This is a genomic window from Mycobacterium sp. SM3041 (assembly GCF_039668335.1).
In the GTDB taxonomy this organism is placed as follows: Bacteria; Actinomycetota; Actinomycetes; order Mycobacteriales; family Mycobacteriaceae; genus Mycobacterium.
In genome coordinates, this window is the sequence record NZ_JAYXBQ010000076.1 from 114,081 (window position 1) to 139,906 (window position 25,826).

26 protein-coding genes are annotated in these 25,826 nt (G+C 68.7%); 5 read left to right on the forward strand and 21 right to left on the reverse strand.

Going from position 1 to position 25,826, the window contains the following annotated elements:
• Positions 1–62: 62 nt before the first annotated feature.
• The 7 genes from VXD91_RS26085 to VXD91_RS26115 all read right to left on the reverse strand — a co-directional run bounded on the left by VXD91_RS26085 (position 63) and on the right by VXD91_RS26115 (position 5,651).
• Positions 63–1,268, reverse strand: coding sequence for a class I SAM-dependent methyltransferase (locus tag VXD91_RS26085; protein WP_318986155.1), 1,206 nt, complete (start codon positions 1,266–1,268; stop codon positions 63–65).
• A gap of 27 nt (positions 1,269–1,295) precedes the next feature.
• Positions 1,296–2,321: a class I SAM-dependent methyltransferase gene (locus VXD91_RS26090; protein WP_318986154.1), complete on the reverse strand. Its 1,026-nt coding sequence runs from the start codon at positions 2,319–2,321 to the stop codon at positions 1,296–1,298.
• Between the two features lie 70 nt (positions 2,322–2,391).
• Positions 2,392–3,054: an enoyl-CoA hydratase gene (locus tag VXD91_RS26095; protein WP_318986153.1), complete on the reverse strand. Its 663-nt coding sequence runs from the start codon at positions 3,052–3,054 to the stop codon at positions 2,392–2,394.
• Positions 3,054–3,854, reverse strand: a complete 801-nt coding sequence (locus VXD91_RS26100) for an NUDIX hydrolase (protein WP_318986152.1) — start codon at positions 3,852–3,854, stop codon at positions 3,054–3,056. Before VXD91_RS26100 ends, VXD91_RS26095 begins: the two co-directional genes overlap by 1 nt.
• Positions 3,851–4,681 carry an ABC transporter ATP-binding protein gene (locus VXD91_RS26105; RefSeq protein WP_212814747.1) on the reverse strand — a complete coding sequence of 277 codons (831 nt, stop codon included), beginning with the start codon at positions 4,679–4,681 and terminating at the stop codon, positions 3,851–3,853. The genes VXD91_RS26100 and VXD91_RS26105 overlap by 4 nt, the downstream gene beginning before the upstream one ends.
• 29 nt (positions 4,682–4,710) lie before the next feature.
• Positions 4,711–5,331: a hypothetical protein gene (locus tag VXD91_RS26110; protein ID WP_318986182.1), complete on the reverse strand. Its 621-nt coding sequence runs from the start codon at positions 5,329–5,331 to the stop codon at positions 4,711–4,713.
• Between the two features lie 86 nt (positions 5,332–5,417).
• Positions 5,418–5,651 carry a hypothetical protein gene (locus VXD91_RS26115; RefSeq protein ID WP_318986151.1) on the reverse strand — a complete coding sequence of 78 codons (234 nt, stop codon included), beginning with the start codon at positions 5,649–5,651 and terminating at the stop codon, positions 5,418–5,420.
• Here VXD91_RS26115 and VXD91_RS26120 point away from each other — a divergent pair.
• Positions 5,624–7,075 (forward strand): PLP-dependent aminotransferase family protein, encoded by a 1,452-nt coding sequence (locus VXD91_RS26120; protein ID WP_318986150.1) that lies wholly within the window; start codon positions 5,624–5,626, stop codon positions 7,073–7,075. The genes VXD91_RS26115 and VXD91_RS26120 overlap by 28 nt on opposite strands.
• Before the next feature lie 14 nt (positions 7,076–7,089).
• Here the strand turns inward: VXD91_RS26120 and VXD91_RS26125 are convergent, their stop codons facing one another.
• The 3 genes from VXD91_RS26125 to ctaD all read right to left on the reverse strand — a co-directional run bounded on the left by VXD91_RS26125 (position 7,090) and on the right by ctaD (position 10,492).
• Positions 7,090–7,401, reverse strand: coding sequence for a hypothetical protein (locus tag VXD91_RS26125; protein ID WP_020103125.1), 312 nt, complete (start codon positions 7,399–7,401; stop codon positions 7,090–7,092).
• 94 nt (positions 7,402–7,495) lie between these two features.
• Positions 7,496–8,734, reverse strand: coding sequence for a phosphoserine phosphatase SerB (gene serB, locus VXD91_RS26130; protein WP_212813819.1), 1,239 nt, complete (start codon positions 8,732–8,734; stop codon positions 7,496–7,498).
• 60 nt (positions 8,735–8,794) lie between these two features.
• Positions 8,795–10,492 carry a cytochrome c oxidase subunit I gene (gene ctaD / locus VXD91_RS26135; protein ID WP_061004131.1) on the reverse strand — a complete coding sequence of 566 codons (1,698 nt, stop codon included), beginning with the start codon at positions 10,490–10,492 and terminating at the stop codon, positions 8,795–8,797.
• Positions 10,493–10,703: 211 nt separating this feature from the next.
• On the opposite strand from ctaD, the gene VXD91_RS26140 reads away from it, so the two are divergent.
• Entirely contained in the window at positions 10,704–11,807 is a 1,104-nt protein-coding gene (locus tag VXD91_RS26140; protein ID WP_318986149.1) for an iron-siderophore ABC transporter substrate-binding protein, read from the forward strand.
• Here VXD91_RS26140 and VXD91_RS26145 read toward each other — a convergent pair whose 3' ends face one another.
• The 11 genes from VXD91_RS26145 to VXD91_RS26195 are packed head-to-tail and all read right to left on the reverse strand — an operon-like array spanning position 11,808 to position 23,430.
• Positions 11,808–12,845 carry a 2-oxoglutarate and iron-dependent oxygenase domain-containing protein gene (locus VXD91_RS26145; RefSeq protein ID WP_318986148.1) on the reverse strand — a complete coding sequence of 346 codons (1,038 nt, stop codon included), beginning with the start codon at positions 12,843–12,845 and terminating at the stop codon, positions 11,808–11,810.
• A complete protein-coding gene (locus VXD91_RS26150; RefSeq protein ID WP_318986147.1) occupies positions 12,842–13,387 on the reverse strand; it encodes a hypothetical protein in 546 nt (181 codons plus the stop codon). The genes VXD91_RS26145 and VXD91_RS26150 overlap by 4 nt, the downstream gene beginning before the upstream one ends.
• Positions 13,384–14,397 (reverse strand): allantoicase, encoded by a 1,014-nt coding sequence (gene alc / locus VXD91_RS26155; protein WP_318986146.1) that lies wholly within the window; start codon positions 14,395–14,397, stop codon positions 13,384–13,386. The genes VXD91_RS26150 and alc overlap by 4 nt, the downstream gene beginning before the upstream one ends.
• Positions 14,394–15,140, reverse strand: coding sequence for an aspartate/glutamate racemase family protein (locus tag VXD91_RS26160; RefSeq protein ID WP_318986145.1), 747 nt, complete (start codon positions 15,138–15,140; stop codon positions 14,394–14,396). Before VXD91_RS26160 ends, alc begins: the two co-directional genes overlap by 4 nt.
• Complete coding sequence (gene allB, locus VXD91_RS26165) at positions 15,137–16,429, reverse strand: allantoinase AllB (RefSeq protein ID WP_318986144.1); 1,293 nt, start codon at positions 16,427–16,429, stop codon at positions 15,137–15,139. Before allB ends, VXD91_RS26160 begins: the two co-directional genes overlap by 4 nt.
• Positions 16,429–17,259 (reverse strand): N-acyl homoserine lactonase family protein, encoded by an 831-nt coding sequence (locus VXD91_RS26170; protein ID WP_318986143.1) that lies wholly within the window; start codon positions 17,257–17,259, stop codon positions 16,429–16,431. Before VXD91_RS26170 ends, allB begins: the two co-directional genes overlap by 1 nt.
• A complete protein-coding gene (locus VXD91_RS26175) occupies positions 17,259–18,866 on the reverse strand; it encodes an ABC transporter substrate-binding protein (RefSeq protein WP_318986142.1) in 1,608 nt (535 codons plus the stop codon). The genes VXD91_RS26170 and VXD91_RS26175 overlap by 1 nt, the downstream gene beginning before the upstream one ends.
• Positions 18,866–19,522, reverse strand: coding sequence for a cysteine hydrolase (locus VXD91_RS26180; RefSeq protein ID WP_318986141.1), 657 nt, complete (start codon positions 19,520–19,522; stop codon positions 18,866–18,868). The genes VXD91_RS26175 and VXD91_RS26180 overlap by 1 nt, the downstream gene beginning before the upstream one ends.
• On the reverse strand, positions 19,523–20,527 hold the full coding sequence (locus VXD91_RS26185; protein ID WP_212813802.1) for an ABC transporter permease: 1,005 nt from the start codon (positions 20,525–20,527) through the stop codon (positions 19,523–19,525). It abuts the gene before it with no gap.
• A 54-nt stretch (positions 20,528–20,581) separates the two neighbouring features.
• Positions 20,582–21,451 (reverse strand): ABC transporter permease, encoded by an 870-nt coding sequence (locus tag VXD91_RS26190; protein ID WP_318986140.1) that lies wholly within the window; start codon positions 21,449–21,451, stop codon positions 20,582–20,584.
• Positions 21,451–23,430 (reverse strand): ABC transporter ATP-binding protein, encoded by a 1,980-nt coding sequence (locus VXD91_RS26195; RefSeq protein ID WP_318986139.1) that lies wholly within the window; start codon positions 23,428–23,430, stop codon positions 21,451–21,453. The genes VXD91_RS26190 and VXD91_RS26195 overlap by 1 nt, the downstream gene beginning before the upstream one ends.
• Positions 23,431–23,653: 223 nt before the next feature.
• Between VXD91_RS26195 and VXD91_RS26200 the strand changes: the two genes are divergently transcribed.
• From VXD91_RS26200 to VXD91_RS26210, 3 genes are all read left to right on the forward strand, one after another.
• Complete coding sequence (locus VXD91_RS26200) at positions 23,654–24,331, forward strand: TetR/AcrR family transcriptional regulator (protein WP_212813796.1); 678 nt, start codon at positions 23,654–23,656, stop codon at positions 24,329–24,331.
• Between the two features lie 9 nt (positions 24,332–24,340).
• Entirely contained in the window at positions 24,341–24,616 is a 276-nt protein-coding gene (locus VXD91_RS26205; RefSeq protein WP_064859063.1) for a YciI family protein, read from the forward strand.
• 156 nt (positions 24,617–24,772) lie between these two features.
• The gene (locus VXD91_RS26210; RefSeq protein ID WP_212813794.1) at positions 24,773–25,822 is read left to right on the forward strand and encodes an NAD(P)-dependent alcohol dehydrogenase; all 1,050 of its coding nucleotides are present in this window, start codon (positions 24,773–24,775) and stop codon (positions 25,820–25,822) included.
• The last annotated feature ends 4 nt before the right edge of the window (positions 25,823–25,826 follow it).

Genomic DNA, 25,826 nt, shown 5'->3' on the forward strand with positions numbered 1-25,826 from the left:
CCGCCGGTTCCAGCGTACCTGTCGGCCCTACCCGTCCCGGCCATGAACTGCGACCTGGCGATTCAGCGCGACGGCCGGCAAATGAAGGCCGTCGGCCGGGCGGCGGCGCCCGCACCGATGCGCGTGATCACCACAGAGAGCTGCGCACCCGAGCGCTGCAGCTTCAGCTTGGCGCGCAACGCATCCGGGTCGATGTCGACGCCGCGCACCAGAATTTCGACGGCCGACGCCCCGTGCGCGGACAGCGCCTGCCGGAGCCGCTTCTCGTTGTAGGCGATCTGCTCGATGACCTCGAAACCCCTTGTGCCGCTTGGCAACTCGTCGCCAGACAGGTACGCGATCGCCGGGTCGAGCTGCCACAGGCCGTGCCGCGCCGCATAGTGGCGCACCAGACCGGCGCGCACCACCGCGCCGTCGGGGTCGACGATCCACCGCCCCGCGGGCCCCGAGGGACAGTCGCCGGGGTCGGCATCGGTGAATTCCTCGGCCACCTGGCCGTTCTTGTCGAGCACCGTGGCCCGGCGCGTAACGCCGGATGGCGCCAGCCCCGGTGACCACAGACAGGCCTCCCGGACGCTGCCGGCCAACGACGTGATCTGCACCTCGCCGCTGAATCCCAGCTCGGCCAGTTGGCCGAAATCGACGCCGGGAGCGCATTTCACCACCAGGTCGCGGCCCTGGTAGACCTCGAGCAGCTCGTCCAGCGGCGGGGCGTAATCACGGGGGTCGAACTTGCGGCGCCCCGAACTGCGCCGCGCCGGGTCGACGACCACCACGGTGTCCCGCGTGATCGGGCGGAGCGCGTCCGCGCGGCACAGCAGCGCACGGTCGCCCACGTTGTGCCGCGCCATGGCCAGCCGGACCGCGTCCAGGTCGCTGCCGACGAGATGCGACGCCGAATCAGCCGAATTACTCAGGGCGGCAAGTTCTGTCCCGACGGAACACGTCGCATCGTGCACGACGCGGCCGGACAACCGCCGCGCCCGATGAACGGCGACGGCCCCGGCCGTGGCCTGCTGCAGCGCCTCGTCGGTGAACAGCCAGCCGGTGACGTCGCCCAGCTCGGCCAGTTTGGCGACGGCCCGGCGCCGCAGCAGCACGGTCTCGACCAGAACCGCCGCACGGTCACCGAAACGCGAACGCGCCCAGGCGATGTCGGATACCCGGTGGGCATCGGTCAGGGGCCGGGCGGCCACCTCGGCGAGCGCCTCCTGACCGGGTCCGGTCAGGTAGGCGACATCGTCGAGTGTGAAGGCATAGCCGCTCACGTCAGAGCGTCAGGGGGGCGGGGTCCGTCAGGACGGCTTGACCCCGGTGATCATGACGTTGTAGAACCAGCCCTTCGGCACGATGTGGCGCCACACGTTGGCGTCGAACCAGCTGAGCGTGGTCCAGCCGCCGAAGGCGAACTTGGCCCAGCCCCAGCCGAGCTTGCCCGGGGGCACCGTCGACTCGAAGGTCCGCACCGGCCAGCCCAGCATGGCGGCGGTGAATTCCTCACTGGCGGTGGCGACTTCGACCGCACCGGCGTTGGTCGCCATGCGCTCCAGGTCGGCGGGCTCGAAGGTGTGCAGGTCGACGATCCATTCGAGCGCGGCGGCGCGCGAGTTCTCGTCGAGCTCCTCCTGCGGCCGGCGCCAGGACGCCAGGCCCGGCAGCTTCATGGCCGCGACGGTGGTCTTCCAGGTCAGGTCGGCCAGGCGACGGGCGTAGAAGTTGCCGACGGTGGTGGGCTCGCCGGCGAAGATGAACCGGCCGCCCGGCTTGAGCACGCGGACGACCTCGCGCAGCGACAGCTCGACGTCGGGGATGTGGTGCAGCACCGCGTGTCCGACGACGAGGTCGAAGGTGTTGTCCTCGTAGGGAATTCCCTCCGCGTCGGCGACACGGCCGTCGATGTCCAGACCGAGGGCCTTGCCGTTGCGGGTGGCCACCTTGACCATGCCCGGAGACAGGTCGGTGACCGAGCCGCGGCGCGCGACGCCGGCCTGGATCAGGTTCAGCAGGAAGAAGCCGGTGCCGCAACCGAGCTCGAGGGCGCGGTCATACGGCAGCTGGCGCTGGACCTCGTCGGGGACGATGGCGTCGAAGCGACCGCGGGCGTAGTCGATGCACCGCTGGTCGTACGAGATCGACCACTTGTCGTCGTAGCTCTCGGCTTCCCAGTCGTGGTACAGGATCTGCGCCAGCTTGGTGTCGTGGCGGGCCGCCTCGACCTGCTCGGCCGTCGCGTGCGGGTTGGGTGCCTGGTCAACTACCTCGGATACCTTGGCGGCAGCGTCGGCTGCGGCGACCTCGGACGTCTGGTCGGTACTCGTCATGCAGGTCAGCCTAACTGCCCCGTCACCGGGAGTTCACATCCACGGTTCTGTTCACCCGCTGAGCACGGGTTCAGCGAACCGCGAACGCCGCCTTTGCTGTGGCCAGCGCCTCGGGCGACGAGTCGAGGAACCTGCGCGCCCACTTGTGCGCTTCGTCGTAGACGTGGTCGGGCGCCACGAGTTGGTCGACCAGACCCAGGGCCACGGCTTCCTCGGCACCGGCGAACCGGCCACTGAACACCAGGTCCTTGGCCCGGCTGTCGCCGACGGCCGCGGCCAGCCGCGCCGCAGCGCCCTCGGCCGGTGCCCGGCCCGACAGGATCTCGGTCGACCCGACCTTCACGTTGTCGCCGCTGATGCGCCAGTCGGCCGCGAGCGCCAGCGTCAGGCCACTGCCCAGCGCGTAGCCGGTGACGGCCGCGACGGTGGGCCGCGGAATGGCGGCGACGGCGTCGACCGCGGCGCGGCACACCGCGCCCGCGACGCGGGCCTCGGCCGCATCGAGGGTGCTGGTCTCGTGGTCGTCGTCACCGGTGCAGAAGACCTCGTGGCCGCCGTACACGATGACGGCGGTGACGTCGGACCGCTGGCCCAGCTCCTCGGCGGCCGCGGCGACCTCCCGGCACATCTGGCGGGTCAGCGCATTGCGCGGCGGTCGGGCCAGCAGCAGGGTCCCGATGCCGTCGGTGACGTGGATTTCGACGAATTCCGCGGCGAACTCACGCTTGGTCATCACTGCGCCCTACCGGCGCGCGCCGCCTTGTACCGCTCGGCATCGAAGAACTCGATGTCCCACGTGCCCTCGCCCATGGTGAGCACCGGTTCGATCGGCTCGATCTTCCGCTCGTCCTTGAGCAACTGACCGACCGTGCGGCCGTCCAGCGAGCTCAGTTGCGTCCACGTGGGCGGCAGCAGGAACGAATGCCCCTGCGCGAACTCCTCCAGTGCGGCCGCGGGCGTACGCCACGCGACGTGGTCGCTCTCGGTGTTGTTGCCGTCGGCGCGCTGGCCGGCCGGCAGGGCACCGACGAAGAAGAACGTGTCGTAGCGGCGGGTGCGTTCCTCTTTGGGGGTGATCCAGTTGGCCCACGGCCACAGCAGGTCGGCGCGCAGCACCAGCTTCTCGCGGGCCAGGAACTCCCCGAACGACAGTTCACGGCTTTCCAGCGCGGCCCGGGATTCGTGGTAGACGGTCGCGTCGGAGACGATGCCGTCCGGATCGTCGGCCGGCCCGGCGAACAGCACCCCGGATTCCTCGAAGGTCTCGCGGGCGGCGGCGCACACCAGCGCGCCGGCCAGCACCGGGTCGACGCCGAACCTCTCGGCCCACCAGGTGCGGTCGGGTCCGGTCCAGGCAATGTCGGCGTCACGGTCGCGCTCGTCGACCCCGCCGCCGGGAAACACCGTCATGCCGCCGGCGAAGGCCATCGACATGGTGCGGCGCATGAGGAAGACCTCGATGCCGGGCGCACCGTCGCGCACCAGCATCACGGTCGCGGCCGGCCTGGGATGCAGGGGGTCGAGTTCGGTCATATACGCCTCCTGTGCGCCGCGCGGCTGCGGGTACGACGGGCGAAGTACCGCCCGTCGATGTACTCCAGGGCGATCGACTGACCGAAGGCCTGGGAGAGATTCTCGGACGTGAGCACGTCGGGCAGCAGCCCGGAAGCGATCGCCCGCCCCTCGGAGAGCAGCAGGCAGTGCGTGAAGCCCTCCGGGATTTCCTCGACGTGGTGGGTGACCAGCACGGAGGCGGGTGCGTCGGCGTCGGCGGCCAGATCAGCCAGCCGGGCCACGAGTTCTTCCCGCCCGCCGAGGTCCAGTCCGGCCGCCGGCTCGTCGAGCAGCAGCAGCTCCGGGTCGGTCATCAGCGACCGCGCGATCAGCACCCGCTTGCGCTCACCCTCGGACAGGGTGCCGTAGCGGCGGTCGGCGAGGTGTTCGGCGCCGATGCTCTCCAACGTGTCCAGCGCCCGGTTGTAGTCGACGTCGTCGTACTGTTCGCGCCACCGGCCAAGCACGGCATAACCGGCGGAGACCACCAGGTCGCGCACCACTTCGTCGTCGGGTATTCGCTGCGCCAGCGCCGAACTGCTGAGCCCGATCCGCGACCGCAGCTCGGACATGTCGGTGCGGCCCAGCCGCTCACCGAGCACGAACGCCGTGCCCGTCGACGGATGCTCGACGGCGGCGGCCATGCGCAGCAGCGACGTCTTGCCCGCGCCGTTGGGACCGAGAACGACCCAGCGCTCATCGAGTTCCACCGACCAATCGATCGGGCCGACCAGGGTGGCACCGCCGCGGCGCAGCGTGACGCCCGAGAATTCGATCAACAGGTCGTCGTCGACGGAGTCGATCAATTGGTCGGAGTCGGGCGGGCCATCTGGCTTTACGAGGTTGTCGTTGAGGGCGCCGGGCACTCGCTCATCGTAGCCACGGCCGGTTCGGCTGCCCGGTCCCCCACCACGTGCGCCCATCCGCTGGCCGCGAGCCAGCGGCTCGGGGTGCACCGCAGCACCAGTTGCACCAGCGGCCCAATCCCCAAGGCGTACACGACGGTTCCGACGCCGACGGTGCCGCCGAGGAGCCAGCCGGTGGCCAGCACCGTCACCTCGATGCCGGTGCGGACCAGCCGCACCGACCATCCGGTCCGGGCCACCAGCCCGGTCATCAGTCCGTCGCGTGGTCCCGGCCCCATCCCGGCACCGATGTACATCACTGTGCTCACGGCGTTGAGCACCACGGCGCCGACCATCATCGCGGTGCGCACCGGCAGCGTCGCCGGCTGCGGCAGCACCATCAGGGCGGCGTCGACCACGACGGAGATGATGATGACGTTCGCGACGGTGCCGACGCCCGGCCGGTTCCGCAGCGGGATCCAGCCGAGCAGCACCACGACGCCGACGAGCGCCGTGGCGCCGCCGATGGTCAGTCCGGTGTGCTGGGCCAGGCCCTGGTGGAAGACGTCCCACGGGTCCAGGCCCAGGCCGGCCCGCACGAACAGTGCCATCGACAGGCCGTAGCCGCTCAGCCCCGCCAGCAGCAGCACCGAGCGGATTGTCAGGCCGGTCCCGCTGACGCGTTTGGCCGCTGCCGTCACCGGTGGTCCTGGAAGCGAGCGCGGATGGCGTCCAGTTCGTGACGCACCCGGGCGGCATCCAGATCACGGATATCGGCGCGGTTGTCACGCCGCGACCGGGCACGCTTCTCAGCCAGTTTTGATAGCCAGTTCGTTCGCATGACACCAGTTTTCCGGCCAACTGGCTTGCCATTCAATAGCCAGTTGGCCGATACTGGCTTCAATGTCGATCGAGATGTCAGCCAGATCACTTGACGAAGTCCTTCTGGCACGCGAATTGGGCAACTGGCGCACGTCCAGCCTCAGCGGCCCCGCTTATCTGGGCCTGGCCGATGCCATCCGCCTGCTCATCGTCGACGGCCGGCTCCCCGTCGGCGCCCGGTATCCCAGCGAACGCGCACTGGCCGACGCGCTGCGGGTCTCCCGCACCACCGTCACCGCGGCCTATGCCCAGCTGCGCGAGGACGGCTACCTCAACGCCCGCCGCGGCGCCCGCAGCACCACGGCCCTGCCGCCCACGGCGCTCACGGCCAGTCCGGCGCCCATAGTCAGAACCGGCACGCTGAGCCTGGCCGATGCCGCGCCCTCGGCGCCGGCGGCCGCCACCCTCGAGGCGTTCGCGCGCGCCGCCCAGCGCGTGGCACCGCACCTGCACGACCTCGGCATCGAACTCACCGGCGTCGCCGAGCTTCGCCAGGCCATCGCCGAAAGATATTGCGCCAGAGGGTTTCCCACCGATCCGGACGAGATCATGGTGACCACCGGGGCGCTGCACGCGATCAATCTCGTGCTGGCCACCTACGCCCGCCCGGGCGACCGGGTACTGATCGAGCAGCCGACGTACCACGGCGCCATCTCGCTCATCGCGGCGTCCGGCGCCCGGCCGGTGCCCGTGAGCATGGCCGAGGACGGCTGGGAACTGGATGCCGTACAGGCCGCCATGCGGCAACTGGCCCCCACGCTGGCCTACCTGATCGTCGACAACCACAACCCGACCGGGCTGAGCCTGCCGGCCGCCGGGCGCGAGCGCCTCGCCCGCATCATCTCCGAGACCCGGACCCGCACCATCATCGACGAAACCATCTGCGACATCTGGCTGGACGAGCCGCTGCCGCCGCCGCTGGCCTCCTACCTGGAGAGCCGCCGCGACCTGGTGATCACCGTCGGCTCGATGTCGAAGTCGTTCTGGGGTGGCCTGCGGGTCGGCTGGATTCGCGCCGAACGGTCCACGCTGGCCGCCATCGCCGCGGTGCGGCCGACCATCGACCTCGGCACCGCCATCGTCGAACAACTGGCGTCGGCCGACCTGCTCCGGCAGGCCGACACCGTGCTGCCCGCCCGGCGCGACATGCTGCGCGCCCGGCGCGAGTTGGTGAGTTCGCTTCTGCAGGAACAACTTCCGGACTGGACGGCCAGCCCGTGCCACGGCGGCATGTCGATGTGGATGCGGCTGCCCGCACCCATGAGTTCAGCGCTGTCCGCGGCGGCGTCCCGGATGGGACTCGTCATCCCGGCGGGGCCGCGGTTCGGGGTCGACGGCACGCTGGAGCGCTTCATCCGGGTGCCGTTCACCCAGCCCGACGAGCGCCTGCACCAGTCGGTGGCGGTGCTCGCTCAGGCGTGGCGCGGCGTCACCGGCGCGGGTACGCCGGACGCGCACGCCCTCGTCGTCTGAGGCGGGCCGGAAGCTTACTGCTGGCTCTGGATCAGGCCGATGCAGGTGCCGATGTGCTCGGGCGTGCAGGGAATGCCGTTGACCGTCTGCAGGCCGCCGACCGACTGGGTGATCTGCGCGCCCGTCCCACTGTTGGACGTCTGCGGCGGCACCGCCTGCGGGCCGCTGCCGTTCGCCGTGCCCTTGACGCACACGCCTTCGAAGTGGCTCGGCACGGTCCCCCAGGGGCACGCGTAGGCCGGCGCGGCCGCCGTCACCGAGACGACCGACAAGGGGCCGGCGACCAACGCGACAGCACTTACACCAACCAGAACCGCACGCTTCATGTCACCATCTCCCACACGCTTACGCAGCAAATCAATATCAATAGTCACCACTGTAACGCGACAGCGGCTGCGGTGTGCCGTCGCCGGCGAATCGCTACGGGATGTCCACCCGCCGCACCACACCGTCGACCGCGTCGGCAGCCTCGATCTCGCCACGCGTGATGCCGAGGATGAACAGCACGGTATCCAGGTACGGGTGGCTCAGCGACGCGTCGGCGACCTCCCGCAGCGCGGGCTTGGCGTTGAACGCGACGCCGAGGCCGGCCGCCGACAGCATGTCGATGTCGTTGGCGCCGTCGCCGACCGCGACCGTCTGCTCCATGGGCACACCGGCCTGGTTGGCGAAGTCCCGCAGCGCCTTGGCCTTGCCCGGACGGTCGACGATCGGGCCGGTCACCCGGCCGGTCAGCTTGCCGTCGACGATCTCGAGGTGGTTGGCCGCCACGAAGTCGAGCATCAGCTCCTCGGCCAGCGGCTCGATCACCTGGCGGAACCCGCCCGACACCACACCGCAGTGGTAACCCAGCCGGCGCAGCGTACGCAGTGTGGTCCGGGCACCCGGGGTCAGCTCGATCTGGTCGGCGACCTCGTCGACCACCTCGGCCGGCAGGCCGGCGAGCGTGGCCACCCGCTCCCGCAGCGACTCCTCGAAGTCCAGTTCGCCGCGCATGGCGGCCTCGGTGATGGCCGCGACCTTGGCCTCGGCGCCGGCGCGCGCCGCCAGCATCTCGATGACCTCGCCCTGGATCAGCGTCGAGTCGACGTCGAACACGATGAGCCGCTTGGCCCGCCGGGCCAGGCTGTAGTCCTCGAGGGCGATGTCGACGCCCTCGTCGACCGCGACGCGGGCCAGCGCGGTCTGCAGCTGCGCGTAGGCCCCGCCCACCGGGGGCACCGACACCCGCAGCTCCAGACCCGTCACCGGGTAGTCGGAGACACCGCGGATGAAGTCGATGTTGACCCCGAGCGCCGCCACCTCGCGGGCGACGACAGTGAAGGCCTCGGCGGTGATGGGCCGGCCCAGCACGACGATGGTGTGGGTCGACGGCTCCGTGAGGACGGGCTGGTCATCACTGCTGTCGATCGCGACATCGAGCCCCAGCTCGCTGATGGCCTGCTGCACATCGGCGCGCAGCACGTCGCCGGCCACGTCGGCAGGCACCGCGACCAGCACGCCGAGCGTCAGGCGGCCACGGATGACCACCTGCTCGACGTTCAACAGCTCGACGTTGTGCCGCGACAGCACGCCGAACAGCGTCGACGTCACGCCCGGCTGGTCGAGTCCGGTGACGGTGATCAGCACCGACCCGTGTGAGTTGCTTTCCTGCGTCATCCGTTAGGTCCCCTAACGCAGAACCGCCCGCGCCTTAGGCGCGGGCGGGTCGGCTGATTTCTAGTGGTGCGATCGACCGATGTGCGCTTCGGCACGCATCCGCTCGACCATGTGCGGGTAGTGCAGCTCGAACGCCGGGCGCTCCGAACGGATCCGGGGCAGCTCGGTGAAGTTGTGCCGCGGCGGCGGGCAGCTGGTGGCCCACTCCAGTGAGTTGCCGTAGCCCCACGGGTCGTCGACCACGACAGGCTCGCCGTAACGCCAGCTCTTGAACACGTTCCACACGAAGGGCAGCGTGGACAGGCCCAGGATGAAGGCACCGATGGTCGAGATCACGTTCAGCGTGGTGAAGCCGTCGGTGGGCAGGTAGTCGGCGTAACGACGCGGCATGCCCTCATCACCGACCCAGTGCTGCACCAGGAACGTGGTGTGGAAGCCGATGAAGGTCAGCCAGAAGTGCAGCTTGCCCAGACGCTCGTCGAGCAGACGGCCCGTCATCTTCGGGAACCAGAAGTAGATGCCCGCGTAGGTGGCGAACACGATGGTGCCGAACAGCACGTAGTGGAAGTGCGCGATGACGAAGTAGCTGTCCGTCACGTGGAAGTCCAGCGGCGGGCTGGCCAGCAGCACGCCCGACAGACCACCGAGCAGGAAGGTGATCAGGAAGCCCACCGAGAACAGCATCGGCGTCTCGAAGGTCAACTGCCCCTTCCACATCGTGCCGATCCAGTTGAAGAACTTGATACCGGTCGGGACCGCGATCAGGAACGTCATGAAGGAGAAGAACGGCAGCAGCACGGCGCCGGTGGCGTACATGTGGTGCGCCCACACGGCGACCGACAGGGCGGCGATACCGAGCGTCGCGTAGATCAGGGTGGTGTAACCGAAGATCGGCTTGCGGCTGAACACCGGGAAGATCTCCGAGACGATGCCGAAGAACGGCAGCGCGATGATGTACACCTCGGGGTGGCCGAAGAACCAGAACAGGTGCTGCCACAGCAGGACGCCGCCGTTGGCGGGGTCGTAGATGTGCGCGCCCAGGTGGCGGTCAGCGGCGAGGCCGAACAGCGCGGCGGTCAGCAGCGGGAAGGCCAGCAGCACGAGGATCGAGGTCACCAGGATGTTCCAGGTGAAGATCGGCATGCGGAACATGGTCATGCCCGGGCAGCGCATGCAGACCACGGTGGTGACCATGTTGACGGCACCCAGGATGGTGCCCAGACCACCGACGGCCAGGCCGACGATCCACAGGTCGCCACCGGCACCGGGCGAGTGGATCGCGTCGGTCAGCGGCGAGTAGGCGGTCCAGCCGAAGTCAGCGGCACCACCGGGGGTGATGAAGCCGGCGATGGCGATCATGGCGCCGAACAGGAACAGCCAGAACGAGAAGGCGTTCAGCCGCGGGAACGCCACGTCGGGGGCGCCGATCTGCAGCGGCAGCACCAGGTTGGCGAAGCCGAAGACGATCGGGGTGGCGTAGAACAGCAGCATCACCGTGCCGTGCATGGTGAACAGCTGGTTGAACTGCTCGTTGCTCAGGAACTGCAGTCCCGGCATGGCCAGCTCCGTGCGCATGAACAGCGCCATCAGGCCACCGATGAAGAAGAACACGAAGCAGACGACGCAGTACATGATGCCGATCAGCTTGTGATCGGTCGTGGTCACCAGCTTGTAGATCAGGTTGCCCTTGGGGCCCATACGCTCCGGGAACGGGCGACGAGCCTCGAGTTCTCCGATTGGGGGCGCTTCGGCTACCAACAGATCCTCCAAATGTTCCGGGCGAATAGTTCGAGCACACGGGGCATCCCATGTTGTCTGCCGGTGATCTTATCCCCCATCGCACAGCCTTGCGGCGAGGGTCCTACAAACTGTCGTAATTGGCTGGACCAGCCACCGGCACCGGCGTGGCGGCACCGCCCACGACCGCGCCTCATCTGGGCCCGGCCGCGCGGGTGTTACCGTCGGCCACGTGCAGTTTCCGACTCCCCGTACCCGGCTGTCCAGCGCCAGCGCGGCGGTTCTGACCGCCCTGTGCGCGACGGCCGCGACCGTCCTGACGGGCTGTTCGGGGCACACCAGCGAACCTCAGGCAGCGAACTCGGCTCCCATCACCAGCACCACCCGGATCGCCACCGCGGGCGTGCTGGGCAACCAGCGCCGGCCCGACGATTCGTGCGCGCCCACCCCGGCAGCGCTCGATGAGGGCCCGCCCACCCGCCAGGTGCACCACGCCGCCGGCGCCACCGACGTCAACGCCGACCCGCAGCGCATCGTCGTGCTCTCGGGCACGGCACTCGATGCGCTGTGCGCGCTGGGCCTGCAGGGCCGTGTGGTCGCCGCGGCGACCCCGACGGATTCGTCGGGCCAGACGTCATACCTGGGCACCGTCATCCACAACGTGCCGGCGGCCGGCACCCGCGGTGCCCCCGACATGGCCGCGGTCAAGGCCGCCAACCCCGACCTGATCATCGGCTCGCAGGTGTCGGCCACATCGGACACCTACGGCGCATTGTCGGCGATCGCGCCGACGGTGCTCACCGGGCCGTCGGGCGCGGCCTGGCAGGACGATCTGCGGATGGTCGGGGCGGCGACCGGTCGCGGCGCCGCCGCGGGCGCACTGGTCGACGGGTTCAACGCCGACGCCACCAAGGTCGGCGGCCAGAACGACGCCTCGCATTTCCAGGTGTCGGTGGTGCAGCTGACCGAGGGCACCCTGCGAATCTTCGGCGCCAACAACTTCCCGGGCAGCGTGCTGGCCCGGATCGGCGCGGATCGCCCTGCGCCGCAACGATTCACCGACAAGCCCTACCGCGAGATCGACATCTCGAAGCTGGGACCCGGCACCGATTTCTCGGCGGCCGACGGCGACATCGTCTACCTGACGTTCGAGTCACCGGCGGCCAAGGACAAAGCGACCGCGTTGCTCGACGGCCCGGCCTGGAAGAAGCTCGCCGCCACGCGCGACAACCGGGTGTTCGTGGTGAACAACGAGGTGTGGCAGACCGGTCAGGGCATCGTGGCGGCCCGCGGCATGCTCGACGACCTGCACTGGCTCAACGCGCCCATCAACTAGTCAGCCGGCACCCTGCAACGCCTGCTGGCCGAACTGTCCCAATTCCAGCGAGCCGTCGGGCAGTACCAGTTCGCCCGACTCGATGCGCCGGCGTAGGTAGGCGAACGTCTGCGCGGTCTGGGCGAACAGGTGCTCACCCGCACGCAGCGCCGGCCGGGGCTTGGCATCGGGCGAAGCGAACTGCGGCAGCGGTTTCACCTCGGTGTGGTAGTCGACGTTGAAGAACAACGGGAACGAGTACCGTTCCTCGGCGACCTTGCGGACGCGGTGGCTGGTCGCCACGAACGCACCGTTGGTCCACAGCTCCAGCAGGTCCCCGACGTTGACGACGAACGTCCCGTCGACGGGCGGTACGTCGATCCACTCGCCCGCGCCGTTGAGCACCTCGAGGCCGGGGGCCGTCGGCTTGAGCAGCGTGAAGCACTCGTAGTCGGTGTGCGCGCCGATCCCGACGCTGTCATGGGCGTCCGGGTTGTACGGATAGTGGATGAGCCGCAGCTGGCTCGGCGTCTTGGTGGCGTGGCGGGAGAAGACCTCCGGATCCTCACCGAGGGCGACGGCGAACGCCCACAGCAGCCGCTGGCCCACGGCCAGCACCGCCTGGTAGTAGGCAGTCACCGCGTCGGCGAAGCCGGGTAGGTCCGGCCACGCGTTGGGGCCCAGCATGGGATTGCCGGCCAGGTAATCCGGATCATCGGCGGGCAGATCCAGCGCGGTGTCGAACGCTTCCTTCAGATCCGGGACGGTGCCCTCCAGGCCCTCCTCGCCGACCGGCACATACCCCCGGTGACAGCGCGACAGCCCGATGTAGTTGCGCATCTTTTCTTCCACCGGCAGCGCGAAATACTCCTTCACCGCCGCCAGCATCGCGCTGAACAACGACTCATCGATGCCGGTGCCGCTGATGTAGAAGAAGCCGACGTCGGCCGCCGCCCGGCCCAGCTCGGCGGCCACGCGGTGCTGCTCGGCACGCTCGGGTGACGACAATCCGCTGATGTCGATGATCGGCACCGACGTGAATGACGTTACGCCACTCATGAATTCACATTCCCTTCCGAGTTGTCCACCGTCCAGTGCACGCCGTTGGCCTGGATTTGGTCGCCGACAGAAGCCATGTCGGCGAAGTCGATACCGAGCGCTCGCTGCGCGTCGCCGCCCACGGTGCCGAGCACCACCTGAGTGCCGTCGGCCCAGCCGAACATGGCGCCGACCCGGACCAGTAGCGCCGACGCTCCGGCCGGCCCGGACAGGTGCAGCGCGCCTGTCGGCCCCGCGTCGCCGGGGTCGCGGACCCAGTGCTCGATGTAGTGTTCGTGCACCCCGGTCTCGACGAGAACATCGCTCTCCCAGTGCATTACGCCGGCGTCGGGATGCGGTCCCGGCGTCGTGATGTCGAACTCTCGATGCCACTCGAAGACGTCGCCGTCCTGGTGCAGGGTGCCCGCGAATCCGCGGGAGTCAACGTAGGCCGTCAGGCTCTGCAGCCACAGCACACCCGGTTCGGTGTCGCGCGTGCCGTCGACGTCGATCAACAGCGTGCGGCGCCAGAGGCCGGCGCAGTCGGTCAGCAGTGGTGTCATGACGATTCCTCCCAGTTGTGCTGCAGCATCCGCAGTCCGTCGACGGTGGGCACCCCTATTGCCCGTACCCGGGCGATCCCGCCGTCCGGGTAGGCCTGTACGCGCAGTGCCGCCACGTCGGGCACGTCGACCGCGAACACCTGGCGCGCATCGGCGAGCAGTCGCGTCCGCGGCAGCACCGGAACGTCGAAAGCGACCATCCCCCAACCGTGTTCCCGATCGGGACGGCTCCGGCTGCCCAGCACCGACACCTCCAGGCTGGCGTTGAACACGAAGTACGACGTGTCGACCTCGATGCGGCGCAGGTCGGCGGGCGCGGCGAACGAGACGATCACCGCGTCGTGGGTGTCCGGTCCGACGTCGCGGCGTCGGCGCGCCTCCCAGCCGTCGCCCATGTTGTGCGGCCGGTTCGGCATGATCAGCGACGTGGCACTGGAATAGAAACTGTCACTGCACCATTCGACCCGACCACCGTTTTCCAGACCGGACACCTCGACGGTGACATCGCTGAAGGACGCGGGGTCCGGCACCACCTCGCCGTACGCCCGCAGCCGGGCGACGCCGCCGTCGGACTGCAGCCGCAGCCGCAGGTGCGTCCACCGCCGGCGGTCCGCGACGGCCAGCAGATTGTGCGAATCCGCCTTGAGCACAGTGGGTTCCACGATCGGTGTCCAGGCCACAGCGGGGTCTGCCGGATCGTCGGTGCGCGCCAGCACGCAGGCGTCCACCGCGCAGCCGCTCGGGTGATTGCCCGAGAAGAACCGGGTGTCCACGTCGATGGTGCGCAGCCGGCCGGGTGTGCCCAGCCGGATGATCGCCCAGTCGCCGGCGCGGCCGGCGTGGCGCCGGGTCTCCCAGCCGTCCACCACTTCGCCGCGCAGGTCGAAGGTTCCGGGCACGAAGGCGGGTTCGGCCGGGTCGACGAGCCGCTCCTTGAATCCGAACGATTCGTCACTGGCGGCCACCACGCTGCCGCCGACGAGGCGTGAGGCGAGATCGACGTCGGTCATCGGCCCAGTGCTTCCGACAGCGGCCAGTGGCTGCGCGGATTGTCCGGTCCCGGCGCGAACACCCCTGCCTTGCTGGTGGACAGGCCCAGCCCGACGACGGCCTGGGCGAGGGCCACCGCGGCGGCGACCCCGTCGACCGCGGGCACCCCGAGCTTGGCGGAGATCGCCGCCGTCACGCCTGCCATCCCGGCGCACCCCAGGCAGATCACGTCGGCGCCGTCCTCGTTGACGGCGCGTGCGGCCTCGTCGACAATCGCCTGCACGGCGCCGGCGGGGTCGGCGTCCACGGCTGCCGTGCCGAGGCCGCAGGCCCGTACCGAGGCGCAGTGTGCGTTCAGGCCGGCCAGCAGCAGCCGGTCCTCGATGGGCGGGATCGACCGGGCGAGCGTGGTGATCACCGAGAACCGCCGGCCGATCAGGTGCGCGACATGCGCGGCGCATTCGGCGATGTCGAACACCGGCACCGTCAGCATCTCGGCGAGCGCGTCGCGGCCGTGCTCGCCGAATCCGGCGAGCACAACGGCATCGAAGTCGAAGTCGCCCGACCGGGCCAGTCGGGCAACCAGGTCCATCACCCCGACCGCGGAAAGGTAGCTCTCGGCGGCGGAGTCGATTGCCGCCGAGCCGAAATACGGTGACATGCAGACGATCTCAGTGTCGGTATGCGCAGCGGCACGCGCGGCAGTGGCGATCTCGGCGGTCATGGCCGCCGAGGTGTTCGGGTTGAGCACCAGGATTCTCATGCCGGCTCCCCCACCAACGCGGGCACGCCGGCAACCCAGGTCTGCAGGACCGAACCCCGCAGCGTGACACCGTCATACGGGCTCACCGGGTGACGGTGCCGCAGCGTCGCCGCCCGCACGGTGTCGAGGGCACCCGGATCGAAGGCGCACAGGTCGGCCCGCAGGCCCACGGCGATCCGGCCCCGGTCGGTGTAACCGGCCAGCGCGGCGGGCCGTTGCGTCATCCACCGGCTCAGGTCGGTGAGCCCGAAACCGCGTGCGGCGGCCTGCGTCCAGACTGCGCGCGGGCTCAGTTGCAGTGAGCTGATCCCACCGAATGCCCGGCCGAAATCCCCGTCCCCCTTGAGCCGCGGCGCGCAGGGCGAGTGGTCGGACACCACCAGGTCCAGCGTGCCGTCGTGCAGCGCGGACCACAGCAGTTCACGGTTGGCGCCGTCCCGGATGGGCGGGCAGCAGGCGAATTCGGTGCCACCGTCGTGCACCGTCTCGGCGGCGAATGTCAGGTAATGCGGGCAGGTTTCGGCCGTCACCGGTATCCCGGCGCGCTTGGCCTCGACGAGGCGGGCCAACACTGTGGCGCTGGAGACGTGCACGATGTGCGCGCGGGCCCCGGTCGCCGCTGCCGCGTCGATCACCAGTGCCACGGCATCGTCTTCGGCGGCGTCGGGTCGCGACGCCAGGAACGACCGGTATTCCCGGCCCGCCGGCGCTGGCCCGGCGTCGATCACCTGGTTGCTCTCGGCGTGGACGAGCAGCACCGACCCCAGTTCGGCGATGCGCCGCATGGCATCCCGGAACTGTCCCGGGCTCAGGTGCGGGAAATGCGGGTTGCCCGAGTCGGCGAGGAAGCACTTGAAGCCGCGCACCCCGGCCTGTGCCAGGTCGGCCAGATCGTCGAGGTTGTCGGGCACCACGCCACCCCAGTACCCGACGTCGACGTGGCAATTACCCGCTGCCGTGGCCTTTTTGGTGTACAGGGCCGCGACGCTGGTGGTCACCGGGTCGCAGTCCAGTGGCATGTCGACCACGGTGGTGATCCCGGCCGCGGCCGCCGCGGCGGTGGCGGTCTCGAAGCCCTCCCAATCGGTACCCGGTTCGTTGATGTGGACATGCGTGTCGACGAAACCAGGGAGCAGCACCACCGATTCGGGCAACCGGATGTCCTCTACTGCAGCGCAATCGGCGTCGACGTCACCCACGAAGACGATGCGACCACCGTCGATCCCCACCGCGGCGGGAACCTCGTGACCGTCGACGAGCACCCGGTCGGCGCGCAGCACGCACTCCATCACAGCCCGCCGAACCGATGATGGAAATGGTCGGTGAGCTCGGGCCACACGTGTGGATCATGGCCGGGGATCAGCTGAAACCCCCTGTCGGCGGCCAACTTCTTGAGTCGGCGGATCGGCTCGATCGTGTCCTGCGGGTCGACGTCGATGAACCCGCCGATGGCGAGCTCGTGCTCGATGTTCTCCGTGAGGTCGGCCGCATCGAAGGCGAACACGAAGCCGTCACCGCCGACGGACTGGTCGAGTTCGACGACGAAGCTCTGATGCCCCGGCGTGTGCCCATAGGTCGGCACCGCGGTGATGCCCGGGGCGATCTCGGCTTCCCCGTCGGCCAGGTGCCACTCGATGTTCGGGTCGTCGAAATCGATCCGATTGATCGCGTTGCGTTCAGGCTCAGGGTGATTCGACAGCCCGTACTCGAGTTCACGACGCTGGGCGTGCACCGGGACCTTTCCGGCGAACAGCTTGAGCCCGCCGGCATGGTCGTGATGCAGGTGGCTGACGGCGACGGTGTGGATCTCGTCGAAATCCACCCCGACCTCCGCCAGTCGCTGCTCGATCGGCTCGCCCGGTCCGGGCAGCACCGGGCGGTACTCGACGGTCGGGAAGAACCGCCGGTACAGCGCCGGGTCCCGTACGAGCGCGGTGTTGAATCCCGTGTCGAGCAGTACCCAACCGCCGTCGGTCTGCAGCAACACCCCGGGCACCGGCTCCCGCATGCGCTCCTCCGGCGGTGCCCCGTACACCGACACCGACTTCGGCAGCTCCTCCCAGCCCAGGGTCAGCAGGATGATCCGCCGCACTCCGGGCTTGCCGACCAGAGTGGCCATCAGCCGACCGAAAGGGCGTTCAGGCGCAGCGAATTCGGGTTGGTGACCACGTGTGCCTGTTCGACGCCCTTGAGCCAGGGCTGGGCCACCATGAAGTCGTTGACGTCGGCGATGTTCAGCCAGCACCCGGTCTTGACCGCTTCCACACCGGCCGTCGAGAAGTCCGGGGCCGAATCGGCGGGCAGGCCCTTGGCCAATGCGTCTGTCACCGCGGGCGACGAGCAGCCGAAGAAGTTCAGGCCGCCGCCGGCATCCCACGAGATGTGGCCCCAGGTGTACGGCGACGGCGCATCAGGCCAGCCGACGTACGTCATGATCTCGGGTGCGGACTTTCCGTCAGTACCGACCCACCCGTAGATCTCCGACGTGGGATACGCCTGCACCTTGACGGTCAGACCGGCTGCGGCCAGTTCGGTCTGAATCAGGTTGCTGATCAACTGGTTGTCCGGGTTGCTCGAGTCGTAGCCGATGGTGACGGCCTTTTGATCGGCCGGCAGCGTCGCGGCGATGGCGGACAGCGCCGAGGGGTCGTGCGGCACCGACTGCTTGCCGTATTCGGCGGCCATCATGTTCGGCGGGTAGATCTGCTCGGCCTTCTTACCGCGCCCGAAGTACGTCTGCTTCACCAGCTCGTCGACATCGATCGCCTGCATCACCGCGTTGCGGTTCTTGGCGTCGGTCATCATGCCCTTGCTCGGGTTGATGTACGCGTAGTTCGACATCATGGTCGGCAGCGAGTAGTTGGTGAACGCCTTGTTGTTCAGGTAGGACTGGACCGCCGAGGACGGCAGGTCGTGCAGGATGGCGGCCACCTGGCCGTTGTTGAACTGCAGTTGCTGCGCCGACACGTCGGTGATGACCGGTAGCTCGACCTTCTCGAAATACGGCTTGGTGCCCCAGTATCCGGGGAAGGCGGCCATCGCGTAGTGCGACCCCACCTGGGCGTCGGTCAGCGTGAACGGACCGGTGCCGAGGTCATGAGTCGTGAGGTAACCCTGCGCGTTGTCGGTGCCGGCGTTCTTCTTCAGTCCTTCAGGACTGAGCATGCGGGGGCCGTACGGACACGCCAGGTAGTCGAGGAACGCCGAGTTGGGTGCCTTCAGCGTGACGGTGACGTCGTAATCCCCTTGTGTGGTCACCGATTCCACGTCCTTGACCATGTAGGCCGGGCCCTGGTTGACGGCCACCCGGCGATCGAACGACGCTTTGACCGCCGCCGACGTGAACGGCGTGCCATCGTGGAACTTGACGCCCTCACGGAGCTTGAACGTGAACACCTTGTTGTCCGGCGACGCCGTCCAGCTCGTGGCCAGCAGCGGTTCCAGGACGGCCTTGTCGACACCGGCCTTGTATTGCAGCAGGCCTTCGTAGGTGTTGGTGGTCAGCAACAGACCCTGTCCCGCGTAGTAGATGTCCGGGTCCGGCGGCTGCCCCGGGTCCTGCAGGAAGGACAGGTGCAGAACCTTGTCGGTGGGCGCGGCGTTGGGCGTGCCGCTCCCCGAGTTCGAGCCACCGCAACCGCTCAGCGTCAACATGACGGCGGCGGCACCGGCAGCGGCGATCCGCCAGCTTCCGCGCGCGCGACCGGGGACCTTGTGGCTCTTCATCATCGGGCAACTCCTTCGAGGGCGGGGCTGGACAACTCGGGCGGACACATATCGGAAAAGGCGGCGACGATCTCGTCGGTGGTGCGCATGGCACCGGCCTGCAGGTACTCCATGGCATCGAGGGCCGCGTCGTGGCGATAGGTCGACGAGCCGCCCACGCAGTCGGTCACGACGCGGACGTAGAAGTCACGCTGGTGCGCATCGGCGAAGGTGTAGTGCACGCAGACGTCGGTGAGCCCGCCGATGAGAATGAGCGTCGAGGCCCGCAGACCCGACAGCACGATCTCGAAATCCGTTCCGATGAAACCGGAATAGCGGCGCTTGACGATGTGGAACTCGTGGTTGGGCCCATCGAGGTCGGGCAGCAGCGCGGGATGCAGCGGGGTGCCCGGGCGGCCGTCCACACAGTGCTCGCCCTCGGCGCCGTCGAGCTCGCGGCCGAAGTCGATGCCGTTGGGGCGGTGCACCTCCTGGAAGAACACGATCGGGATCCGCGCGGCGCGGGCGGCGGCGATCAGGCGCTGGGCCCGGGCGATCCGGCCGTCGTAACCGGCCATGTGCTCGATGCCGACCACCTCGGCCGGCATGTCGCCGGACTCCTGCATGTCGACGACGACCAGGACGGGATTACCTACGATGAGCGGCTGTTTCGGCACTTAACCTCCTGTGACGGCGATACGCGGATCAGCGGCGGCCTGCAGCAGGTCCACCACCGTGTTGATGACGACGTAGAGCGCTCCCAGCATCAGCGTGACGCCGGCGATCGCCGGGAAATCCGCCACGGGAATGCTCTGCGCGACGTACTGCCCGATGCCGGGCCAGCCGAAGACCTGCTCGACCACCAACACGCCCGAAAACATCAGGCCCACTTGGAGTCCGGTCATCGACAGGGCGGCGCCGACCGAGTTGCGCAGCACATGCCTGGCCAGGATTCGGGTCTCGGACAGTCCCTTGGCGCGGGCCGTCCGCGCGTAGTCGCTGTCGATGTCGGCCAGCAGGCTGCTGCGCAGCACCCGGCCGATCGCGACAGCCGGGCCGATCGCGATGACGAACGCCGGCAGGATCAGGTGGTGCGCGGCGTCGGCCACGACATCGAGCCGCCCGTGGAGCAGACCGTCCACGGTGAGCATGCCCGTCGGCCCGGTCGGCGGACTCGGCACGGCACTGCGGCCGTTGGCCGGTACCCAACCCAGGTCTTGATAGAAGACGATGAGGCCGAGGATGCCGAGCAGGAACATCGGCGCCGAGGAACCCGCGAACAACACGGCCCGAAGCACATTCGCGCCGCGCCAGTTCAAGGTTGTGCTGAACGCCAGCAGCACCGCGAGGACGACGGCGATCAGCAGGCCGGCGAGCGCCAGCTCCAGCGTGGCGGGCACGAACGACCCGAGGTCGGCCATCACCGCATGCCGAGTCCGGTACGACGTGCCCAGGTCGCCGGTCGCGGCACCGGCCAGGTAGTGCCAGAACTGAACCAGCACAGGGTCATTCAGTCCCAGCGCCGCGCGCCGGGCCGCCACCGCGTCAGCTGAGGCCTGAGCGCCGAGCTGGGCCTTCACCGGATCCAGCGGCGAGATGTTCTGCAGGACGAACATCACTGCCGTCAAGGCCACCAGGATGGCGACCATCGACCCCAACCGCGAGGCCACGAACGTCTTCATGTTTCACCCACCTCTCTTCATGCGCGCGCTCATCACCACCACCGGATCGGCGGCCTACGTCGTCTTCATCAGGTTGCGCAGGCAGTCGCCGGAGATGTTGGCGACCAGCGCAAGCACCAGCACACCCAGTCCCGGCATGACCGGAATCCACCACTGCTGCAGGAAGTAACTCAGGTTGCGCGCCGAGTCGGCGCCGAGCTCGGGTGCCGGCGCGGCCTGACCGAGCCCGAGAAAGGACAAGCCGGCCAATGTGAGAATCAGCGTGCCGATGTCCAGGCTCGCGGCGACCAAGGCGTTGGGCACCGCACCCGGCAGCAGGTGCCGTCCGGCGAGCCGAAATCGGCTGACACCGGCCAGCTTTGCGGCCTCGACGTGGGGACGCGCCGCAAGCCGCGCCACCTCCCCCCGCACCAGCCGCGCGTAGAACGGCCACCACACGATGGACACCGCGATCAGCGTGTGCAGGAAGCTCGGTCCCAGCGCGGCGACCACGGCGATCGCCAGCACCGGCGCGGGCAGCGACAGGAAACCGTCGGTGATGCGCATCAGCGTCGAGTCGACCCAGCCACCGGCCGCCCCGGCGACCAGGCCGACGAGCCCGCCGATCAACAGGCCCAGCGCCACGACCGCCAGCGCGGCCAGCCAACTCGACCGCGCGCCGTAGAGCACGCGGGACAGGATGTCGCGTCCCACGCTGTCGGTGCCGAGCAGGAACCCGTGCTCACCCGGCGCCTGCAACGGCATCCCGACCGGGATCAGCGGGTCGTGGGGAGCCAGCAGCGGCACCGCGACGAGAGCCAGCGTCAACAGGATCACGAGGGCGAAACCCGCGCTGTTGATGATCGTCGACCGGGACTGTGGCAGCGCCAGCCGCAGCCGGCCACGACCGCGGATGAGACTCGGGGCGGGGATCGCGATGGCCATCAGCGCACCTTCTCTTCGATACAGGCGACCTGATGTGCGCCACCGAATTTGCCGACGAGTCGGACGTCGAGCTCGTCACCGCTGCAGGCGTCGACGGCGATCGGGCATCTCGGATGGAACGCACATCCGGTCGGCGGTGACAACGGGCTCGCCGGTTCGCCTGGCAATACCCGCGATTCGCGACCCAGGTCGGGAATCGCGTCGACCAGCGCACGGGTGTACGGATGTGCCGGGTTTCCGATGACCTCTTCGGCCGGTCCGATCTCCACGATGCGGCCCAGGTACATCACGGCGATGCGATCGGCGACGACCCGAGCCACCGACAGGTCGTGCGTCACGAACACCACCGACATGTCCAGGCTTCGGCGCAGGTCCCCGATCAGGTTGAGCACCGAGGCCGCCAGGGACACGTCGAGGGCACTCGTGGGTTCGTCGCACAACAGCACGGCGGGCGGGACGACGGTGGCGCGAGCCAGCGAAACCCGTTGGCGCTGACCGCCGGACAGCTGACCGGCGCGTGACTTCGCCACCTCCGCGGGTAGCCCCACCCGGCCGAGAACCTCGATGACCGCATCGCGACGCGCGGCCCGCGACAGTTTCCTGCCGCGCAGGCGCTCGGCGATCAACTCACCGACCGACAGCCAGGGCGTGAGGGAGGCGCCGGCGTCTTGGAACACCATCTGTGGGCGCTGTTCCCCGGCCACCTCGACGGCGCCCGTGGTCGCCTTCTCCAGGCCCGCGATCACCCGCAACAGCGTGGATTTTCCCGAACCGCTCTCCCCCACCAGCGCCACCGACTCGCCGTGCCCCACGCGCAGCGTCACACCGCGCAATGCCTGGAGTTTGCCGCGCGGCGCGACGGTGAAGGTCTTGGTCACGTCCGTCACGGTGACGGCGGCCGGCTCGTCCGCAGCGGCAGTACTGACCGGCTGTGCGGCAACGGGTTCCGGCACTGAGTCGAGAGCCGCCGGATCGTGCGCCAGCTCCTCCGGGGTGAGCAGACAGGCGCTGACCCGCCCGGGGCCCACGGAAGTCGGTTCGGGAGAGGACTTCTCACAATTTTCGGTGGCTTGATCACAGCGCGGGCTGAAAGCGCATCCCGGTAGCGGTGACACCGGGCTCGGCACCGAACCGGGCATCGCCGCCAGCCGACGGCCGCGTGCGGTGTCCAGCGTCAGCCGTGACCGCAGCAGCCCGCGGGTATAGGGGTGAGCAGGTGCGCCCAGAACGTCGGCGGCCGGGCCGACCTCGGCGATGCGGCCGGCGTAGAGCACCGCGATGCGGTCGGAGATCTGGGCCGCCACCCCGAGGTCGTGGGTGATGAAGACGATGCTGCAACCGATTTCGTCGCGGAGTCGTTGCAGCAGTCGGAGGACCTGGGCCTGCACCGTGACGTCCAGTGCGGTCGTCGGTTCGTCGGCGATGATGAGTTCCGGCGAGCCGGCGATCGCGATGGCGATCATCACGCGCTGGCGCAGGCCGCCGGAGAGCTCGTGCGGGTAGGCGCGCATCCGTCGCGCCGGGTCGGGTATGCCGACCGCGGTCAGCAGGCGCAGGGCTTCGTCGTCGCTGCCCGCCGCCTCGGCGACCTGCTTGCCGATCCGCATGGTCGGGTTGAGCGAGGTCATCGGATCCTGGAACACCGCGCCCAGGTCGAGCCGGCGCACCGTGCGCAGCGCCTTTGCGTCACCATGCACCATGTCCGAGCCGGCCACCGAGATGCCGCCCTCGATCCGGGCCGACGCCGGCAGCAGACCGAGCATCCCGAAGCCCAATACGCTTTTCCCTGAGCCCGATTCGCCTACCAGACCGAGGATTTCGCCACGCCGAACGGTCAGCGAGACGCCGCGCAGCGCGTGTACGTCGCGACCGTTGCGCGGGAACGTGACATGCAGGCCCGCCACGGTCGCCACCGCATCCGGGTTCGACGACACGGTGGCGACGGGCGTGGCGTCCGCCACCGATACAGCAGTGCCCATGTGCGCTCTCCTGCGTTCTGATCGCCATGCCTTGGTACGTCTCTGACCGCTGGCCTGTCAGTTGACAGTTTTCTCCCCCGACCATCTCGCATGGTGTCGCCGAAGTAAGCACGATGTAAGCAACCAGGGCCCGTAGGTAACCGGCCGATATCGCAGGTTTCTGTCGCGTGACAGATACCGACCGCCGGTATCGATGGCTGCTGGCTTGGACCACGATGAATGAATGTCGACCACCCACACAGGAAGGCCTCGACTGCGGCCCCAGCGACGCCCGGGCGTCACGGGACGAGACGAAATCCTCGATGCCGCAAGCGAATTGTTCACCACCCTGGGCTACGCAGGTACGTCGACGCGAACCATCGCCGATTCGGTGGGCATCAGGCAGGCGTCGCTGTACCACTACTTCAAGACCAAGGACGACATCCTGTGTGCCGTGCTGAGCCAGACCGTCGCCCCGACACTGGCCTTCATCCCGAGCCTGCTGAGCGCCACGCCGGCCTTGTCCGCAACCGAGCATCTCCACGCCCTGGCGACGTTCGACGGAGATCAATTACTCGGTGGCACATGGAACCTGGGCGCGCTCTACCTGCTTCCCGAACTGCGCGCCGATCGCCTGGAGCCGTTCTGGTCCGACCGCGAACGCCTGCGACAGCACTATCTGACCCTGAGCCGGGAAGTGCTGGAACGTACCGGCGTCCATCAGGCAGCCGCCGACCTGCCGTTCCGACTCGTCGAATCGCTGGTCAACATGTGGTCGGTGCCGCACGGCCCCGAACGATGTGATCTGCCCATGCAGGTCGCCGATGCCGGCGTGCGCGTGCTGGGCATCCCCGACGCCGAAACACCCGCACTGCGCGAGCGCACCAGGCAGGTCATCGAGCTGCACACCGGCCCCGGATAACCTCTTAGCGTGTTTCACGTACTGAACATCACCTACACGCAACCCTTGGACGTCGTGGACCAGGCACGGCCCGCGCATCTGGAATGGCTCGGCAAGCTGGTCGAGGAACGTCGCATCCTTCTCGCCGGCCGACTGGAGTCGCAGGGCGGCGCCGTCCTGATCGCCTCGGACATGACGGCCGAGGAAGCCGACGCCCTCACCGCGAGCGACCCGTACGTGCACGCCGGTGTCGCCACCTACGAGCGTGTGAGCTTCAACGCCGGATTCCGCGCCGCCGGGCTCTGACCGGAAATTCACAGCTTCATCCGGGATTAGTTCGACGCCGGCCGCCGTTGAGTGTGGTCAGGGCCTGACGCAATGCCCCACATTTCGTTACCTTCGCTAATCTTTGTAGTAGGTAACCGCCGCTAGGCAAGCCGAGAATGAAGAGGACTGACACGCATGACCACGACCGTTTCCGCCTACGCCGCGACTTCAGCGACCAGCCCGCTGACCAAGACCACCATCGAGCGCCGTGACATCGGCCCGCACGATGTGGCATTCGACATCAAGTTCGCGGGCATCTGTCACTCGGACATCCACACCGTCAAGTCCGAATGGGGCCCGGCCAACTACCCCGTCGTACCCGGCCACGAGATCGCCGGTGTCGTCACGGCCGTCGGCTCCGAGGTGACCAAGTACAAGGTCGGCGACCACGTCGGCGTCGGCTGCTTCGTCGACTCGTGCCGCGAGTGCGAGAACTGCCTGGCCGGCCTGCAGCAGTACTGCACCGGCAAGGGCGGCAACATCGGCACCTACAACGCCGTGGGCCGTGACGGCACCCCCACCTATGGCGGCTACAGCACCGCCATCGTCGTCGACGAGAACTACGTGCTGCGCATCCCGGACAGCATCCCGCTGGACAAGGCCGCTCCCCTGCTGTGCGCCGGTATCACCCTGTACTCGCCGCTGCGGCACTGGAACGCCGGGCCGGGCAAGAAGGTGGCGATCGTCGGTCTCGGCGGCCTGGGCCACGTCGGTGTGAAGCTCGCCGTCGCGATGGGTGCCGAGGTCACAGTGCTGAGCCAGTCGCTCAAGAAGATGGAAGACGGTCTGCGCCTGGGCGCACACCACTACTACGCCACCAACGACCCGGACACCTTCAAGAAGCTGGCCGGCACCTTCGACCTCATCATCAACACGGTGTCGGCGAACCTCAACATGGGCCTGTACCTGAACCTGCTCAAGAGCGACGGCACGCTCGTCGAGCTCGGCGCCCCCGAGAAGCCGCTTGAGGTGCCGGTGTTCCCGTTGATCGGTATGCGCCGCACCCTCGCCGGCTCGTTGATCGGCGGCATCCCGGAGACCCAGGAGATGCTGGACTTCTGCGCCGAGCACGATGTCACCCCGGAGATCGAGGTCATCGACGCGTCGTACGTCAACGAGGCCTACGAGCGCGTCATCGCCAGTGACGTGCGGTACCGCTTCGTGATCGACACCGCGACCATCTAGCCGC